Source organism: Streptomyces sp. NBC_01669, from assembly GCF_026339735.1.
GTDB lineage: Bacteria > Actinomycetota > Actinomycetes > Streptomycetales > Streptomycetaceae > Streptomyces > Streptomyces yanii.
In genome coordinates this window covers 6,007,643-6,021,383 of the sequence record NZ_JAPEQG010000001.1, presented here as the reverse complement: position 1 = coordinate 6,021,383, position 13,741 = coordinate 6,007,643, and the positions used below count along the sequence as shown (strand labels likewise).

The 13,741-nt window shown below is 71.1% G+C and carries 16 protein-coding genes; 10 read left to right on the top strand and 6 right to left on the bottom strand.

From position 1 onward, the window contains the following. Window positions 1-27 precede the first annotated feature (27 nt). Window positions 28-1,368 carry an FAD-binding oxidoreductase gene (locus OG972_RS26995; RefSeq protein ID WP_266985665.1) on the top strand — a complete coding sequence of 447 codons (1,341 nt, stop codon included), beginning with the start codon at window positions 28-30 and terminating at the stop codon, window positions 1,366-1,368. A gap of 9 nt (window positions 1,369-1,377) precedes the next feature. Here OG972_RS26995 and OG972_RS26990 read toward each other — a convergent pair whose 3' ends face one another. Continuing rightward, a complete protein-coding gene (locus OG972_RS26990; protein WP_266985663.1) occupies window positions 1,378-1,974 on the bottom strand; it encodes a biotin transporter BioY in 597 nt (198 codons plus the stop codon). A gap of 260 nt (window positions 1,975-2,234) precedes the next feature. Between OG972_RS26990 and OG972_RS26985 the strand changes: the two genes are divergently transcribed. Together OG972_RS26985 and OG972_RS26980 are read left to right on the top strand one after the other, a co-directional pair. Next, window positions 2,235-3,644: an amino acid permease gene (locus OG972_RS26985; protein WP_266985661.1), complete on the top strand. Its 1,410-nt coding sequence runs from the start codon at window positions 2,235-2,237 to the stop codon at window positions 3,642-3,644. 148 nt (window positions 3,645-3,792) lie between these two features. Then, window positions 3,793-5,208 (top strand): amino acid permease, encoded by a 1,416-nt coding sequence (locus tag OG972_RS26980; protein ID WP_266985659.1) that lies wholly within the window; start codon window positions 3,793-3,795, stop codon window positions 5,206-5,208. Here the strand turns inward: OG972_RS26980 and OG972_RS26975 are convergent. Both OG972_RS26975 and OG972_RS26970 read right to left on the bottom strand, forming a co-directional pair. After that, window positions 5,198-5,830 carry a histidine phosphatase family protein gene (locus OG972_RS26975; RefSeq protein WP_266985657.1) on the bottom strand — a complete coding sequence of 211 codons (633 nt, stop codon included), beginning with the start codon at window positions 5,828-5,830 and terminating at the stop codon, window positions 5,198-5,200. The genes OG972_RS26980 and OG972_RS26975 overlap by 11 nt on opposite strands. After that, window positions 5,827-6,456: an FGGY family carbohydrate kinase gene (locus OG972_RS26970; RefSeq protein WP_266985655.1), complete on the bottom strand. Its 630-nt coding sequence runs from the start codon at window positions 6,454-6,456 to the stop codon at window positions 5,827-5,829. The genes OG972_RS26975 and OG972_RS26970 overlap by 4 nt, the downstream gene beginning before the upstream one ends. A gap of 189 nt (window positions 6,457-6,645) precedes the next feature. Here OG972_RS26970 and OG972_RS26965 point away from each other — a divergent pair, with 189 nt between their 5' ends. The 5 genes from OG972_RS26965 to OG972_RS26945 all read left to right on the top strand — a co-directional run bounded on the left by OG972_RS26965 (window position 6,646) and on the right by OG972_RS26945 (window position 10,092). After that, complete coding sequence (locus OG972_RS26965; protein ID WP_266985653.1) at window positions 6,646-7,287, top strand: superoxide dismutase; 642 nt, start codon at window positions 6,646-6,648, stop codon at window positions 7,285-7,287. A 156-nt stretch (window positions 7,288-7,443) separates the two neighbouring features. Beyond that, window positions 7,444-7,782, top strand: a complete 339-nt coding sequence (locus OG972_RS26960) for a metalloregulator ArsR/SmtB family transcription factor (protein ID WP_266985651.1) — start codon at window positions 7,444-7,446, stop codon at window positions 7,780-7,782. Next, window positions 7,779-8,510, top strand: a complete 732-nt coding sequence (locus OG972_RS26955) for a DUF2071 domain-containing protein (RefSeq protein WP_266985649.1) — start codon at window positions 7,779-7,781, stop codon at window positions 8,508-8,510. The genes OG972_RS26960 and OG972_RS26955 overlap by 4 nt, the downstream gene beginning before the upstream one ends. Window positions 8,511-8,593: 83 nt before the next feature. After that, on the top strand, window positions 8,594-9,256 hold the full coding sequence (locus tag OG972_RS26950; RefSeq protein WP_266985648.1) for a CatB-related O-acetyltransferase: 663 nt from the start codon (window positions 8,594-8,596) through the stop codon (window positions 9,254-9,256). Continuing rightward, window positions 9,253-10,092, top strand: a complete 840-nt coding sequence (locus OG972_RS26945; protein ID WP_266985647.1) for an MOSC domain-containing protein — start codon at window positions 9,253-9,255, stop codon at window positions 10,090-10,092. Before OG972_RS26950 ends, OG972_RS26945 begins: the two co-directional genes overlap by 4 nt. Here OG972_RS26945 and OG972_RS26940 read toward each other — a convergent pair. Next, a complete protein-coding gene (locus OG972_RS26940) occupies window positions 10,082-11,107 on the bottom strand; it encodes a helix-turn-helix transcriptional regulator (RefSeq protein WP_266985645.1) in 1,026 nt (341 codons plus the stop codon). The two genes, OG972_RS26945 and OG972_RS26940, sit on opposite strands and share 11 nt — an antisense overlap. Window positions 11,108-11,168: 61 nt before the next feature. On the opposite strand from OG972_RS26940, the gene OG972_RS26935 reads away from it, so the two are divergent. After that, entirely contained in the window at window positions 11,169-12,377 is a 1,209-nt protein-coding gene (locus OG972_RS26935; RefSeq protein ID WP_266985643.1) for an MFS transporter, read from the top strand. On the opposite strand, the gene OG972_RS26930 is transcribed toward OG972_RS26935, so the two are convergent. Next, on the bottom strand, window positions 12,364-12,822 hold the full coding sequence (locus OG972_RS26930) for a GNAT family N-acetyltransferase (RefSeq protein WP_266985641.1): 459 nt from the start codon (window positions 12,820-12,822) through the stop codon (window positions 12,364-12,366). The two genes, OG972_RS26935 and OG972_RS26930, sit on opposite strands and share 14 nt — an antisense overlap. On the opposite strand from OG972_RS26930, the gene OG972_RS26925 reads away from it, so the two are divergent. Next, on the top strand, window positions 12,821-12,982 hold the full coding sequence (locus OG972_RS26925; RefSeq protein WP_266985639.1) for a hypothetical protein: 162 nt from the start codon (window positions 12,821-12,823) through the stop codon (window positions 12,980-12,982). The two genes, OG972_RS26930 and OG972_RS26925, sit on opposite strands and share 2 nt — an antisense overlap. A 59-nt stretch (window positions 12,983-13,041) precedes the next feature. Here the strand turns inward: OG972_RS26925 and OG972_RS26920 are convergent, their stop codons facing one another. Continuing rightward, a complete protein-coding gene (locus OG972_RS26920) occupies window positions 13,042-13,692 on the bottom strand; it encodes a DsbA family protein (protein WP_266985637.1) in 651 nt (216 codons plus the stop codon). Window positions 13,693-13,741: the final 49 nt, after the last annotated feature.

The following is a 13,741-nucleotide window of genomic DNA, read 5'->3' as shown; positions in this document are numbered from 1 at the left end:
TTCACCGGGCGAACGGAGAGCCTCCCCATGAACGACCAGTTGCCTGCCCAGTTCACCTTCCGCCCCGGCGACCCCGGATACGCGGAGGAACTGGCCGGCTTCCAGACCGGTTTCACGCTCCGGCCCGGACTGATCGTCGGCGCCACCGATGCCGACGAGGTCCGGGCCGCCGTCGTGTTCGCCGCCGCCCGCGGACTGCCTGTCGCCGTCCAGGCCACCGGGCACGGTCTGGCCGGCGCCGCCGAGGGCGGGGTACTGATCAGTACGCGCCGGATGGACGACGTACGCATCGACGCCGCCGCCGGGACCGCCCGGATCGGGGCAGGGGTGCGCTGGGGGCAGGTCGTCGAGGCCGCCGCCGCGCACGGCCTCGCCCCGCTGAACGGCTCCGCGCCGAGCGTCGGCGCCGTCTCGTACACGCTGGGGGGCGGGCTCGGAGTGCTGGGCCGTACGTTCGGCTACGCCGCCGACCGGGTGCGCTCGCTGGATGTGGTGACGGCCGACGCCCGGCTGCGTCATGTCACCCCCGAAAGGGAACCCGAGCTGTTCTGGGCGCTGCTGGGCGGCGGGCACCGGCTCGGGGTGGTGACCGCGCTGGAGATCGGGCTGGTTCCGGTGGCGCGGGTGTACGGCGGTTCGATCGCTTTCGACGGCGCGGACGGGGAAGCGGCGTCCGAGGTACTGCGGACCTATCTGGAGTGGACGCGGACCGTGCCTGACGCGTTGACCTCGTCCGTGGCGGCGCTCCCCTACCCGGACATCCCCCAGCTGCCGGAGGCGCTGCGCGGGAGGTATCTCATCTCGGTGAGGGTCGCGTACACCGGCAGTGCCGCCGAGGGCGAGCGGCTGGTCGCCCCGCTGCGGGCGATCGGGCCCGCGCTCGCGGATTCGCTGCGGGAGATGCCGTACACCGACAGCCACACCATTCACAGCGACCCGCCGTTCCCGCACGCCTATTACGGCGACAGCGCGATGCTGAGCGGGCTGGACGCGGAGCGTGCGCTGCGGGCCCTGGAGCTGACCGGGCCGAAGGCCCCGATGATGACCGTGGTCCAGATCAACCATCTGGGCGGGGCACTGGCCGCGGAGCCCCCGGTGCCCACTGCCGTGCCGTACCGCGACGCCGCCTTCCTGCTGCGCCTGCTCTCGCCGCTCGACGGGACCGGTGTGGCGGCGGTACGGGCCCTGTACGCACAGGTGTCCTCCGTGCTGGAGCCGCTGGCCGTGGGGCGCTCGCTGAACTTCTCGTTCGGTGGCGGCGACCGCACCGGGGGGCTCCACGACGAGCGGACGCGGAAGAGGCTCGCCGGTCTGGTGTCGCAGTACGACCCGGCGAGCCTCTTCGGAGGGGTTTACGAGGGCGAGTAGCCCCCTGTGTCAGCCGCGGCGGCCGACGAGCTTCCAGGCGGTGGGCAGCGCGCCCATCGCCAGGGCCGCCTTCAGCGCGTCACCGAGCAGGAACGGCACCAGGCCCGCCGCGATCGCGGCGCTCGCCGACATCCCCGTGGAGAGTGCCAGGTACGGGACACCGATCGCGTAGATGATCGCGGAGCCGAGCACCATCGTGCCCGCGGTGCGCAGCACCGACCGGTCGCCGCCGCGGCGGGCGAGGCCGCCGACCACGGTGGCGGCGAGCAGCATGCCGAGGACGTAACCGAACGAGGCACCGCCCGCGCCGGAGCTGCCGCCCGCGAACCACGGCATGCCCGCCATGCCGACGAGCGCGTACACAGCCAGGGAGAGGAAGCCGCGGCGGGCGCCGAGAGCGGTGCCGACGAGGAGCGCGGCGAAGGTCTGGCCGGTGACGGGGACCGGGGAGCCGGGGACCGGGACGGCGATCTGGGCGGCGATGCCGGTGAGCGCGGCGCCGCCGACGACCAGGGCCGTGTCGACGGCGTAGCGGTGCCGGGCTGCGGGCAGCAGGTCGGCGAGGACCGCTCCGGTACGGACGGGGGCAGCGGCAGCAGTGCTCATCGGGACTCCGCGGTGGTGAGGGCAGGTGGGGACAGACTGAGGCTGACGTTAGCCCACGGGTTAACGCTCGATCACCATCAGCCGCCCACAAAGCGGCGCTCGGCGGCTTGGTGGGGTTCACACAAAGGCCGGTGGGCAATCACACGACGGCGTGATGCTCGTCACTGAGGTGGGGACGGGAGGGGGCTGTCCGCCGGGCGGGGTCGTGCAACGTGAGACTGTAGGTTCCCCATAAATGATCCGAGAGTGATCCGCACCCCATGCACGACACCCCTCCCCCCACGGAGCCCAGGCAGCCGGAGCCGCTGGCGCACGGGCTGAAACAGCGCCATCTGACGATGCTCGGACTGGGCGGGGTGATCGGCGCCGGTCTCTTCGTGGGTTCGGGCGCCGGGATCGCCGTCGCGGGCCCGGCCATCGTCGTGTCGTATCTGATCGCCGGCACCCTCGCGATGCTGGTGATGCGGATGCTCGGCGAGATGTCGGCCGCGATGCCCGCCTCCGGTTCGTTCTCCGTCCATGCGGAGCGGGCGCTCGGCCGGTGGGCCGGGTTCAGTGTGGGCTGGCTCTACTGGTTCCTGCTGGTGGTGGTACTCGCCGTGGAGGCGACCGCTGCCGCGACGATCGCCCATGGCTGGGTGCCGGCCGTGGACCAGTGGGCCTGGGTGCTCGTGTTCATGGTGGTGTTCACCGTCGCCAATCTGACCGCGGTGAAGAACTTCGGCGAGTTCGAGTTCTGGTTCGCCGCGCTCAAGGTCGTCGCGATCGTGGTCTTCCTCGTGCTCGGACTGCTGGCCATTTTCGGTCTGCTCCCGGACACGGATCCGGTAGGACTGACCAACCTGACCGGCCACGGCGGTTTCCTGCCGAACGGCTGGGCCGGGGTCGTGTCCGGTGTCCTGACCGTCGTCTTCGCGTTCGGCGGACTGGAGGTCGTGACCATCGCGGCGGCCGAGACCGACGATCCGGCGCGCGCGGTGGGACGCGCCGTGCGCAGCGCGGTCGTGCGCATCCTCTTCTTCTACGTCGGGTCGATGCTGGTGATCGTGACGGTGCTGCCGTGGACCGCGCAGCAGGCCGGACTGAGCCCGTACGTCAAGGTCCTGGACGCGATCGGGGTGCCATCGGCCGGGCAGATCATGAACATCGTGGTGTTCGTGGCGCTGCTCTCCGCGCTGAACGCCAATCTCTACGGCTCGTCCCGGATGATCTTCTCGCTGGCCGAACGCGGCGAGGGGCCGCGCGGACTGCTCAAGGTGTCGGGCGGCAGGGACGGCGAGAGCGAGGGCGGGGTGCCGCGGCGGGCGGTGCTCGCCTCGGTCGCCTTCGGCTTCGTCTCCGTACTGCTCAATCTGAAGTGGCCCGACTCCGTCTTCCTCTATCTGCTCAACTCGGTCGGCGCGGTGCTGCTGTTCGTATGGGGGCTGATCGCCGCGTCCCAGCTGCGGCTGCGCCGCCGTATCGAACGTGAGGCGCCCGAGGCCCTGACCCTGCGGATGTGGTTCTTCCCCTGGCTGACCTGGCTGACCCTGGTCGCGCTGGTGGCCGTGCTCGTGCTGATGCTGACCGATGACGTGGCGCGGCCGCAGGTGCTGTGGTCGGCGGGGGCGACCGGTCTGGTGCTGCTCGTGGCGCTGGCGCGGGAGGTGCGGGACCGGCGCCGGGGCTGACGGGGGCGGAGCCGTCGCGGGTGCGTACGCGCGTGTGCACCATGTGTGAGCCCGGTGCCCGTATAGCGGACAGCTGTTCCCTGTGGGCGGGGGGCGCGGAGAGACTGTGGCCTCGTCCACCGTCTCGCCTACCGAACAGAGCACGTCCATGTCTCGGACATCCGCGTCTCCCCCCACCGCCGGCTCCGAAGTCTCCGCAGTCCCGGTCGACTCCGCCCTCACCCATGGACTCAAGCAGCGCCATCTGTCGATGATCGCCCTCGGCGGCGTCATCGGTGCTGGGCTGTTCGTCGGTTCCGGCGCCGGTATCGCCTCCGCCGGACCCTCGATCGTCCTCGCCTACGCCATCTCCGGACTGCTGGTCATGTTCGTGATGCGCATGCTCGGCGAGATGTCCGCCGCCAATCCGGCATCCGGCTCGTTCTCCGTCCATGCGGAGCGGGCGATCGGTCCGTGGGCCGGGTTCACCGCCGGGTGGGCGTTCTGGGTGCTGCTCTGTGTCGCCGTCGGCCTCGAGGGGATCGGCGCCGCGAAGATCGTCACCGGCTGGCTGCCCGGCACCCCGGAGTGGGCCTGGGTCGCGCTGTTCATGGCGGTCTTCCTCGGCACGAACCTGGCCGCCGTGAAGAACTTCGGCGAGTTCGAGTTCTGGTTCGCCGCGCTCAAGGTTGCCGCGATCACGCTCTTCCTGGTGCTGGGTGTGCTGGCGATCCTCGGCGTGCTGCCCGGTACGGACGCCCCCGGCGGCGCCAATCTCACCGGTGACGGCGGGTTCCTGCCGAACGGCTCCAACGGCTTCATCATCGGGCTGCTGGCCTCGGTCTTCGCGTACGGCGGCCTGGAGACGGTCACCATCGCCGCGGCCGAGTCCGAGAACCCGGTTCGGGGTGTCGCGAAGGCGGTGCGGACGGCGATGTGGCGGATCGCGCTGTTCTACATCGGTTCGATGGCGGTCATCGTCACGCTCGTGCCGTGGGACGACCCGAAGGTCGCCACGGTCGGCCCGTTCTACGCGACCCTCGACCACCTCGGCATCAGCGGCGCCGCGGAGATCATGAATGTGGTCATCCTGGTCGCGCTGCTCTCCGCGATGAATGCGAACATCTACGGCGCCTCGCGCATGGCCTGCTCACTGGTCGCCCGCGGCCAGGGCCCGCAGCGGCTCGGCAGGATCACGTCCGGGGTGCCCCGCAACGCGGTTCTCGTCTCGTCCGTCTTCGGTTTCCTCTGCGTGCTGCTCAGCTACTGGCGGCCGGACGATGTCTTCCCCTGGCTGCTCAACATGATCGGCGCGGTGATCCTGGTCGTCTGGATCTTCATCGCGGCCTCGCAGCTGGTGCTGCGCACCCGGCTGGAGCGCGAGGCGCCCGAGAAGCTGGTGGTGCGGATGTGGCTGTTCCCGGTGGGGACGGTGCTGGCACTGCTGGCCATGGCCGGCATCTTCCTGCTGATGCTGCGCCAGCCCGAAACGCGTGACCAGCTGCTGGCGACCGGTCTGCTGACCGCCGTACTCATCGTGATCGGTGTCGTGCGGCAGCGGCGGGCCGCGGCCGTCAAGGGCTGACGTCCGATGCGCACGGCACATTGAGGGAGAGCAGCGCGCCGCCCTCCTCCCCCAGCCGCACCTCGCTCACCGCCGCGTTCCGCAGCTGCGGAAAGACGCGGCGGTAGGCGCCGAGCGGGATCGACAGCAGTTCGCACAGCACCAGCCGCAGCAGCGTGTTGTGCGCGACGACGAGAACCCGCTGCCCCGGATGGCCGTCCGCGATCCGGCGCAGCGCCGTCGTCCCCCGGGCCGCCGCCACGCGCGGGTCCTCGGCCCCGGGGAAGGCGTTGATCACCGGGTCGGCCCGGAACGCCTCTGCCCGTTCCGGGTCCTCGGCGGCGAACTCGGCGAGGGTGCGCCCCTCCACCGTCCCGAAGTCGCACTCCCGCAGATCGGGTTCGCGTCCGGGTACGAGGCCGAGCGTCCAGCCGGCGGGTTCGGCGGTCTCGATGGCACGGGTGAGGGTCGACGTCCAGATCGCGTCGATCCGGTGGCGGGACGCCCACTGAGCCAGCTGTTCGGCCTGGCGGCGCCCCTCGTCGGTGAGGGCGACGTCACTGACCCCGGCGTAGCGGTTCTCGGCGTGCCACGCGGTCTGTCCGTGCCGGGCGAGGAACAAGGTGGTCGGGCTCTTGGTCATCGGCTCTCCGTTCGGGACCGGGCGTGGGTGGCGAGCGCTCCGGACAGCCGGCCCCGCCGTTCCAGTTCGTCCACCAGCTTGAGGTACGGCTCCGTGTGGCGGGCTGTGCACGCCGGGTCGGGGCGCAGAACCTGCCTGATTCTGACCATGTGGCCCGCGGTCTCATGCAGGGTGGCGGTGGCCCGTGCCCCGTACGCGGCGAGGACCGCCATGCCGAAGGCGGGTTCGCTGTACAGCGGGATGTGGACGGGCCGGCCCAGGATGTCGGCGCGCAACCGGTTCCAGTGACCGCTGCGGACCGGCCGGCGGGGTCCGGGCCCTGACCGCCTCGGCCGCCGCCCCCCGTCGTCATACATCAGCCTGGTGGTCAGTGGCCGGCCCGTGCGGTCGGCGAGCAGGACGGTGCCGGACGTGGCGCAGACCGCGAGGGCGCGCGGCGGCCCGCTCCCGGAGCGCAGCGCCTGCCGGGTGGCCGCGCACACCGCGGTCCACCAGTCCGCGGGCAGCTGCTCGTGACGCACGCCGTCGCGTCCGCCGGTCAGTGGAGCCGCGCCGCTGCCAAGGATCTCCCCGCGGTCGGAGGCGACGACCGCACGGACGCCCTGTGTACCGAGATCGATACCCATCCACATACCGGCTCCCTCTGTGGACTTCTCACTGTGCACCGAGAGTTCCCGTTTCGGCGCGGCGGTTCGACGCAGGGGTCCGGCTGTCCCCTGCCCGTACGCGCGGCCGCGCCTGCTCCCTCCTCCTGCTAGCCTGCATTTGCATATAGGTTGCAATAACAACAGGAAAGCAGCTGGAGGGTTCGCCCCATGGCCACGTACACGCTCCCGGAACTCCCGTACGACTACGCGGCGCTCGAACCGGTCATCAACCCGCAGATCATCGAGCTCCACCACGACAAGCACCACGCCGCCTACGTCAAGGGCGCCAACGACACCCTGGAGCAGCTGGAGGAGGCGCGCGACAAGGAGGCCTGGGGGGCGATCAACGGCCTGCAGAAGAACCTCGCGTTCCACCTGTCCGGCCACATCCTGCACTCCATCTACTGGCACAACATGAGCGGTGACGGCGGCGGCGAGCCTCTCGCGGCGGACGGCGTCGGCGACCTCGCGGACGCGCTCGCCGACTCCTTCGGCTCCTACGCCGGCTTCAAGTCCCAGCTGACGAAGGCCGCGGCCACCACGCAGGGATCCGGCTGGGGCGTTCTCGCGTACGAGCCGGTCAGCGGCAAGCTGATCGTCGAGCAGGTCTACGACCACCAGGGCAACGTCGGCCAGGGCTCGGTCCCGATCCTGGTCTTCGACGCCTGGGAGCACGCCTTCTACCTGCAGTACAAGAACCAGAAGGTCGACTTCATCGAGGCGATGTGGCGCGTCGTCAACTGGCAGGACGTGGCGAAGCGGTACGCGGCCGCCAAGGAGCGCGCGGACGTACTGCTGCTCGCCCCCTGACCCGGGCACACAGGCGTCCTGTCTCGTGATCGTCTTCTCAACCTTCACCGGGCAGGCGGATGAACGGAGAGCCCCCGCGAGGACGTGACCCGCGGGGGCTCTTCGCCAACCCTGCTTGCATGGTTGGCTATTTAGCTCATGTGCTAAACATGCATCATGGGAAAGACCGATGAAGAGGCGAGCGCCTTCCGCGCCCTCGCCGACCCGACGAGGCGCCAGATCCTGGAGGACCTGCGGGGCGGCGAACTGGCGGCCGGGGAGATCGCGGGCCGGTTCGCGATCAGCGCGCCGTCGATCTCCCGCCACCTCGGCGTGCTGAAGGGTGCCGGGCTGGTCACCGAACGGCGGGACGGCAACCGCATCTTCTACTCCCTGGCCGAGGACCGGCTGGCGACCAGCATCGGACGGTTCCTCAGCGCCGTCTGCCCCGAGCAGATCGTCCTGCGCCACACCACGTGGCGGTCCGCCACGGAAACAGAAGGCGGCACGTCATGAAGCAGCCCCGGATCTCCAGCGTCATCGAACGCCGCCTGCTCGTGAACTACCGGGTCGACCCGGCCGCCGCGGCCCGCCAACTGCCGGGTCACCTGCGCCCCCAGCTGGTACGCGGCCACGCCGTCGCCGGCATCTGCCTCCTGCGCCTCGGCTCCGCCCGCCCCTCCTGGGCGCCCCCGGCGGTGGGCCTGCGCAGCGAGAACGCCGCGCATCGCATCTCCGTCGAGTGGGACGGCCCTGACGGCGTCGAGACCGGCGTCTACATCACGCGCCGCGACACCGCCTCATTGCTCAACTCCCTTGCGGGCGGCCGCATCTTCCCCGGCGAGCACGGCCGCGCCGACTTCACGGTCCACGAGACGCCGGACGAGGTGCGGGTGGCGCTCGCCTCCCGGGACGGCGAGGTGCGGGTGGACGTCACCGCCGAAGTCACCGACGAGCTGCGGGGCAGCGCACTCTTCGCCGACCTCCAGGAAGCCTCGGACTTCTTCCGCGCAGGGGCCAGAGGACTCTCCCCGGCGGACTCGGGCCGCCGCCTCGACGCCATGGAACTGGACACGGACGCCTGGCGGGTGGAGGCAGGACGGGTCCGTGCGGCACAGTCGTCGTTCTTCGACGACCCGGACCGCTTCCCGCCCGGCACCGCGACGCTGGACAGCGTCCTGGTCATGCGTAACGTCACCGCCCGCTGGCGCCCGCTCCCGGCCCCGGCTGCTGCCCGTCGGTGACGAGCAGCACCATCAGTCCGTCGTACCCCTCTCTGCAAGGTGCGAGTTCCCAAAAGGAACTTAACTCGTCCGAGGTGAATGCGATGATGAGCGCCATGAGTTCTGTTCCCGCCGACCCCACCGTGCTGCACCCGATGCCCGGCCAGCCCCGGGTCGTGCAGCTGAAGCCCCTGGTGAAGTCCGAACTGATCGAGGTCGGCGACTACTCGTACTACGACGACCCCGACGACGCGACCGCTTTCGAGACCCGCAACGTGCTGTACCACTACGGCCCCGAGAAGCTCGTCATCGGGAAGTTCTGCGCGCTGGGGACCGGAGTGCGGTTCCTCATGAACGGCGCCAACCACCGGATGGACGGCCCCTCCACCTTCCCGTTCCCCACCATGGGCGGCTCCTGGGCCGAGCACTTCGATCTGCTGACCGGGCTGCCGAGCCGGGGTGACACGGTCGTCGGCAACGACGTCTGGTTCGGCTACAACTCCATGGTGATGCCAGGCGTACGGATCGGGCACGGCGCGATCATCGGCGCCGGCGCGGTCGTCACCGGTGACGTGCCCGACTACGGCATCGTCGGCGGCAATCCGGCCAAGCTGATCCGTACCCGGTACGACGACGAGACCATTGCCCGGCTTCTCGCCGTCGCCTGGTGGGACTGGCCCACCGAGCACCTCACCCGACACATCCGCACCATCATGTCCGGCAGCGTCGACGCCCTCGAAGCGGCTGCCCCGGAGGGGACATCGTGACGATCACCGTTCGCGAGCTCACCTACTACCCGGTCAAGGGCTGCGCCGGCACCACGGTCGATTCCGCACAGGTCCTGGGTACCGGCCTCGAACACGACCGGACGTTCATGGTGGTGGACGCGGCGGACGGCGCCTTCCGCAGCCAGCGCACGCATTCCTCGATGGCCGCGATCAGGGTCGAAGTACTGGAAGCCGGGGCGGCGTTGGCGCTGTCCGCCCAGGGCGTCGAACCGCTCCGCCTTAAGGTCGACCGAGACGGCCCGCGCCGCGAGGTCAGCATGTTCGACCGCCCGCTCGGCGCGGCCGCCGACCAGGGGGACGAGGTCGCGGAATGGTTCTCCGACGCACTCGGAGCCAAGTCCCGCCTGGTACGGGTGGCCCCCGGCTTCGACCGGGACGGCTGGGGCGAGACCCCCGGCAAGGTCAACTTCGCCGACGCCCACGCGGTGCTGGTCGCCTCGACGGCCTCCCTGGACGGCCTCAACGCCCGCATCACCGCCCGGGGCGACGCCGCGCCCGTCCCGATGGACCGCTTCCGCGCCAACATCGTCCTGACCGGCAACGACGAACCGCACTTCGAGGACCGGGCACGCCGGATGATCCTCGGTTCCGTGGAACTCGCCCATTCGGTAAGGGCGATGCGGTGCAACGTCCCGCTCGTCGACCAGCGCACCGGCCGCCGCGCGGGCCCGGAACCGGTCCGGACCCTTGCGACGTACCGGCGCGAGCCGGAGTACGGGAACAAGGTGAGCTTCGGCGCGAAGAACGCGGTGGTCCGCGAGGGCGAGGTGACCGTCGGGGACACGGTCGAGGTCGCGGAGTGGCTCAGCCGGTGAAGGCCCCCGCCTTCACCCCGAAAACGTTCGCACCCCTCTCCCCCTCCCGCTGAGCCTCCACCAGCACGTCGCCCACGTCCGTACGGAAGTACAGGACCGACCGCCCGGCCCTTCGGCGGCCGGCCAGGCCGCTGTCCAGCAACACCTTGAGGTGGCGGCCCACCGACCCCAGTCCCTGGCCGGTCAGGGCCACCAGCTGGGTGGTGCTCTTCGGGCTGGAGAGGAGGACAAGGACCGTCGCCCGCGCGGGGCCGAGCAGGCGGCCCAGGCTGTCGGGCACCCGCGCCCGCCCCGTCTCCGCCAGGGCGCCCGAACACGGGTAGACGACGGCGTACCGCTCGGCGTCGTCGTCCCAGGAGACCCAGCCGGTGCGTTGGGTGACCGGGACGAAGAACAGGCGCACGCCGGACAGTTGCTTCGGCGGGTAGTCGTGCGCGTTGATCTGGAGCCGGCTCCCGCCGAGCCATCGCATGCCCGGACGCAGACCGCTCAGGGCGGCGGCCCAGCCGCCGTGGCTCAGCTGTCCGGTGCGCGCGACGATGTCCGCCTCGATGATCCGGCGGCGGCGCGACCAGTCCGGCAGTACGGTCCGGTGCCAGACCCAGTGCAGGACGTCGGCGGCACGTTGCGCCAGGTCGTCGCGGTCCAGGAGGGCCGGCAGCGGAGCGCCGTCGAGGGACACCTCCAGATCCGCTCGGGCGCGCTCGGACGTGGTCGCCCGGACGGGGGCCAGCTCCTCCTCGAAGGACGGCGCGCCCTCGCCCGTCGGTGTGGGGGTGATGAAGTCCGCGTTCCAGCTCCCGCCGAGAGCCGCGGGTACGAGGCGGGCGGCGACCGGGTCAGCGGCCTGCCGGGCCCGGTAGTCGGGCAGATGGGCGTCGAGCCAGGTCCGTTCACCGGGGTGCTCGGCCCGTCCCCTTTCCAGGGCGTTCAGGGCGGAGATGGCCTCGGCGAGCGGCGAGACGACGAACCGGCTCCCCGCGAGCGTGTCCGTGTTGATCTGCCACAGGCCCATGACGTTTCGCCTCCCCGCGAAACATTAACGGTCGCCGTGGGCGGCCTCTGAGACTCCCCGCATGCGCACCTACCGGGAACTCTTCCGCACGCCGCAGTTCGGACCGCTCTTCGCGACCAGTGCCGTACAGGTCGCGGCGTCGACGATGAGCGGGCTGGCCCTCGGCACCCTCGTCTACGCCGCGACCGACTCGCCGCTGCTCGCCGCCCTGTCCATGTTCGGCTCCTCGCTCGCCCAGGTGATCGGAGCGACCGTGCTGATGTCGGCGGCGGACCGGCTGCCGCCACGGGCCGCGATGACCGGCATGGCGCTCGCCTTCGGGCTGGCCACCGCCACCCTGGCCGTCCCCGGGCTTCCGCTGACGGTCGTCTTCGCGATCGTCCTGACCGAGGGTGTGGTCGCCGCCGTGGGAGGCGGGGTGCGGTACGGGCTGCTCAACGAGGTGCTGCCCAAGGACGGCTATCTGCTGGGGCGTTCCGTACTCAACATGTGCGTCGGCCTGATGCAGATCGGCGGGTTCGCGCTCGGTGGTCTGCTGGTGACGACGCTGTCCGCGCGCGGCACGCTGCTGGTCGCCGCCGCTCTGTATCTGACCGGTGCGGCCGTCGCCCGGTTCGGGCTGGCCCGCCGTCCGCCGCGCGCCGCGGGGCGGCCGTCCGTCGCCGAGACGTGGCGGACCAACGCCGTTCTGTGGTCGTCCGGACCCCGCCGCCGGGTCTACCTCGCGCTCTGGGTGCCGAACGGGCTGATCGTCGGCTGCGAGTCACTGTTCGTCCCGTACGCCCCCGACCACGCGGGGCTGCTCTTCGCCTGTGCCGCGCTCGGGATGCTCATCGGGGACACCGTGGCGGGCCGGTTCGTCGCACAGCGCCGGCGGGGGCGGCTGGCCATGCCGATGCTGCTGCTCCTGGCGGTCCCGTATCTGTTCTTCGCCGCGCGTCCGGCGCTGCCGCTCGCATTCGCGCTGGCCGCGCTCGCCTCGGTCGGGTTCTCGGCGAGTCTGCTGCTCCAGGAGCGGCTACTGGCCCTGACCCCGGACGAGATCACCGGTCAGGCCCTCGGACTGCACTCCTCCGGCATGCTCACCATGCAGGGCGTCGCAGCCGCGCTCGCGGGCGCCGTCGCCCAGCGGACCTCACCGGGGACGGCGATGACCGTGATGGCGGGGACCTCGCTCGCGGTCACCCTGGCCCTGGCCGCGGCCGGGCGCCGAACCCCCGAGCCGGTCGAAGGAGGCCCCGTCCCGCAGCAAGGAGTCAACGCGACGTGAGGACGTACTCCAGCAGCGGCAGCTCTCGGCCGGGGATGGACCCCGACGGGGTCGCCCCGATCCGTACCGCGCCCATCGCGAGGTAGAACGGCTCCGCGTTGGGGTCGGCGTCGATGGTGAGGCATGCGAAGCCGAGGCGGCGGGCCTCCGTCATGGTGTGCTCGAACAGGAGTCGGCCGATGCCGCGGCCCAGCGCGTCCGGGGCGACGAACATCATGCCGAGGGCACCCTCGGGCGGGGTGCCGTCCAGAGTGGTGAAGCCCAGGACGCGGCCGTCCTCCTCGGCGACGGCGGTGCGGCGGCGGTCGATGTCGGCCGCGTGCATGGTGAGTTCGTCGCGGCAGGCGGCGAGGAACGCCTCGTCGTAACCCCAGTGACCCTTCGATGCCAGAGCCAGCTCGGTCAGCGCCTCGGCCTCGGACCTGCGTGCCGGTCGTACGTTCATGTCCGCCCGCTCCCCTTCCCTCTTCCCGCTGCCCTCGGCAGTGCCCGAGCGCTCGTTCACCATCGACTACCCCGCCCTGGACCCGGAGTGGGACTTCGGCTTCGACGACGCGGAGCGGGTGGCGCTGCGGCTGCCGAAGCTGGACGCGCTGTACGCGTGAAGCGGTGCGGTGCGGTGCGGTGTCCGACGGCGGCCGGAACCCGCACCGCACCGGGTGAATCAGTCGAAGATCGGGCCCTGGGTCCGGGTCCGCTTGATCTCGTAGAAGCCGGGGATCGACGCCACCAGCAGCGTGCCGTCCCACAGCTTCGCCGCGTCCTCACCCTTCGGGGCGGGGGTGACGACCGGGCCGAAGAAGGCGATCTGCTCGCCGTCGGAGCCGGGCACGGCGATGACCGGCGTGCCGACGTCCTGGCCGACCTTGTCGATGCCCTCCTTGTGGGAGGCGCGCAGCTCGGCGTCGTACGCGTCCGAGTCGGCGTACTCCGCGAGCTCGACCGGCAGGTCGACGTCCTTGAGCGCTCCCACGATCGCCTCGCGGGTGGGACCCTCGCCCTGGTTGTGGAAGCGGGTGCCGAGCGCGGTGTACAGCGGGCCGAGGATGTCGTCGCCGTGCTTCTGCTGGGCGGCGATGACGACGCGGACCGGGCCCCACGCCTTCGTCTCCAGCAGGTCGCGGTACTCCTCCGGCAGCTCGTCGAGCTTGTCCTCGTTGAGGACGGCAAGGCTCATCACGTGCCAGCGGACCTCGACATCGCGGACCTTCTCCACCTCCAGCATCCAGCGGGAGGTCATCCAGGCCCAGGGGCAGAGCGGGTCGAACCAGAAATCGGCGGGGGTCTTGCCATGCACCGCGCTGTTCTCAGACATGTCTCTCCTCAAGAGGCAATCGCATCTGTGCGCGAGAACACCGCAGAAC

Bases quoted from the DNA above. Each gene is read 5' to 3' on its own strand.
- OG972_RS26995 (WP_266985665.1), top strand. From the start codon at position 28: ATGAACGACCAGTTGCCTGCCCAGTTCACCTTCCGCCCCGGCGACCCC.
- OG972_RS26990 (WP_266985663.1), bottom strand. From the start codon at position 1,974: ATGAGCACTGCTGCCGCTGCCCCCGTCCGTACCGGAGCGGTCCTCGCC.
- OG972_RS26985 (WP_266985661.1), top strand. From the start codon at position 2,235: ATGCACGACACCCCTCCCCCCACGGAGCCCAGGCAGCCGGAGCCGCTG.
- OG972_RS26980 (WP_266985659.1), top strand. From the start codon at position 3,793: ATGTCTCGGACATCCGCGTCTCCCCCCACCGCCGGCTCCGAAGTCTCC.
- OG972_RS26975 (WP_266985657.1), bottom strand. From the start codon at position 5,830: ATGACCAAGAGCCCGACCACCTTGTTCCTCGCCCGGCACGGACAGACC.
- OG972_RS26970 (WP_266985655.1), bottom strand. From the start codon at position 6,456: ATGGGTATCGATCTCGGTACACAGGGCGTCCGTGCGGTCGTCGCCTCC.
- OG972_RS26965 (WP_266985653.1), top strand. From the start codon at position 6,646: ATGGCCACGTACACGCTCCCGGAACTCCCGTACGACTACGCGGCGCTC.
- OG972_RS26960 (WP_266985651.1), top strand. From the start codon at position 7,444: ATGGGAAAGACCGATGAAGAGGCGAGCGCCTTCCGCGCCCTCGCCGAC.
- OG972_RS26955 (WP_266985649.1), top strand. From the start codon at position 7,779: ATGAAGCAGCCCCGGATCTCCAGCGTCATCGAACGCCGCCTGCTCGTG.
- OG972_RS26950 (WP_266985648.1), top strand. From the start codon at position 8,594: ATGATGAGCGCCATGAGTTCTGTTCCCGCCGACCCCACCGTGCTGCAC.
- OG972_RS26940 (WP_266985645.1), bottom strand. From the start codon at position 11,107: ATGGGCCTGTGGCAGATCAACACGGACACGCTCGCGGGGAGCCGGTTC.
- OG972_RS26935 (WP_266985643.1), top strand. From the start codon at position 11,169: ATGCGCACCTACCGGGAACTCTTCCGCACGCCGCAGTTCGGACCGCTC.
- OG972_RS26925 (WP_266985639.1), top strand. From the start codon at position 12,821: ATGTCCGCCCGCTCCCCTTCCCTCTTCCCGCTGCCCTCGGCAGTGCCC.
- OG972_RS26930 (WP_266985641.1), bottom strand. From the start codon at position 12,822: ATGAACGTACGACCGGCACGCAGGTCCGAGGCCGAGGCGCTGACCGAG.
- OG972_RS26920 (WP_266985637.1), bottom strand. From the start codon at position 13,692: ATGTCTGAGAACAGCGCGGTGCATGGCAAGACCCCCGCCGATTTCTGG.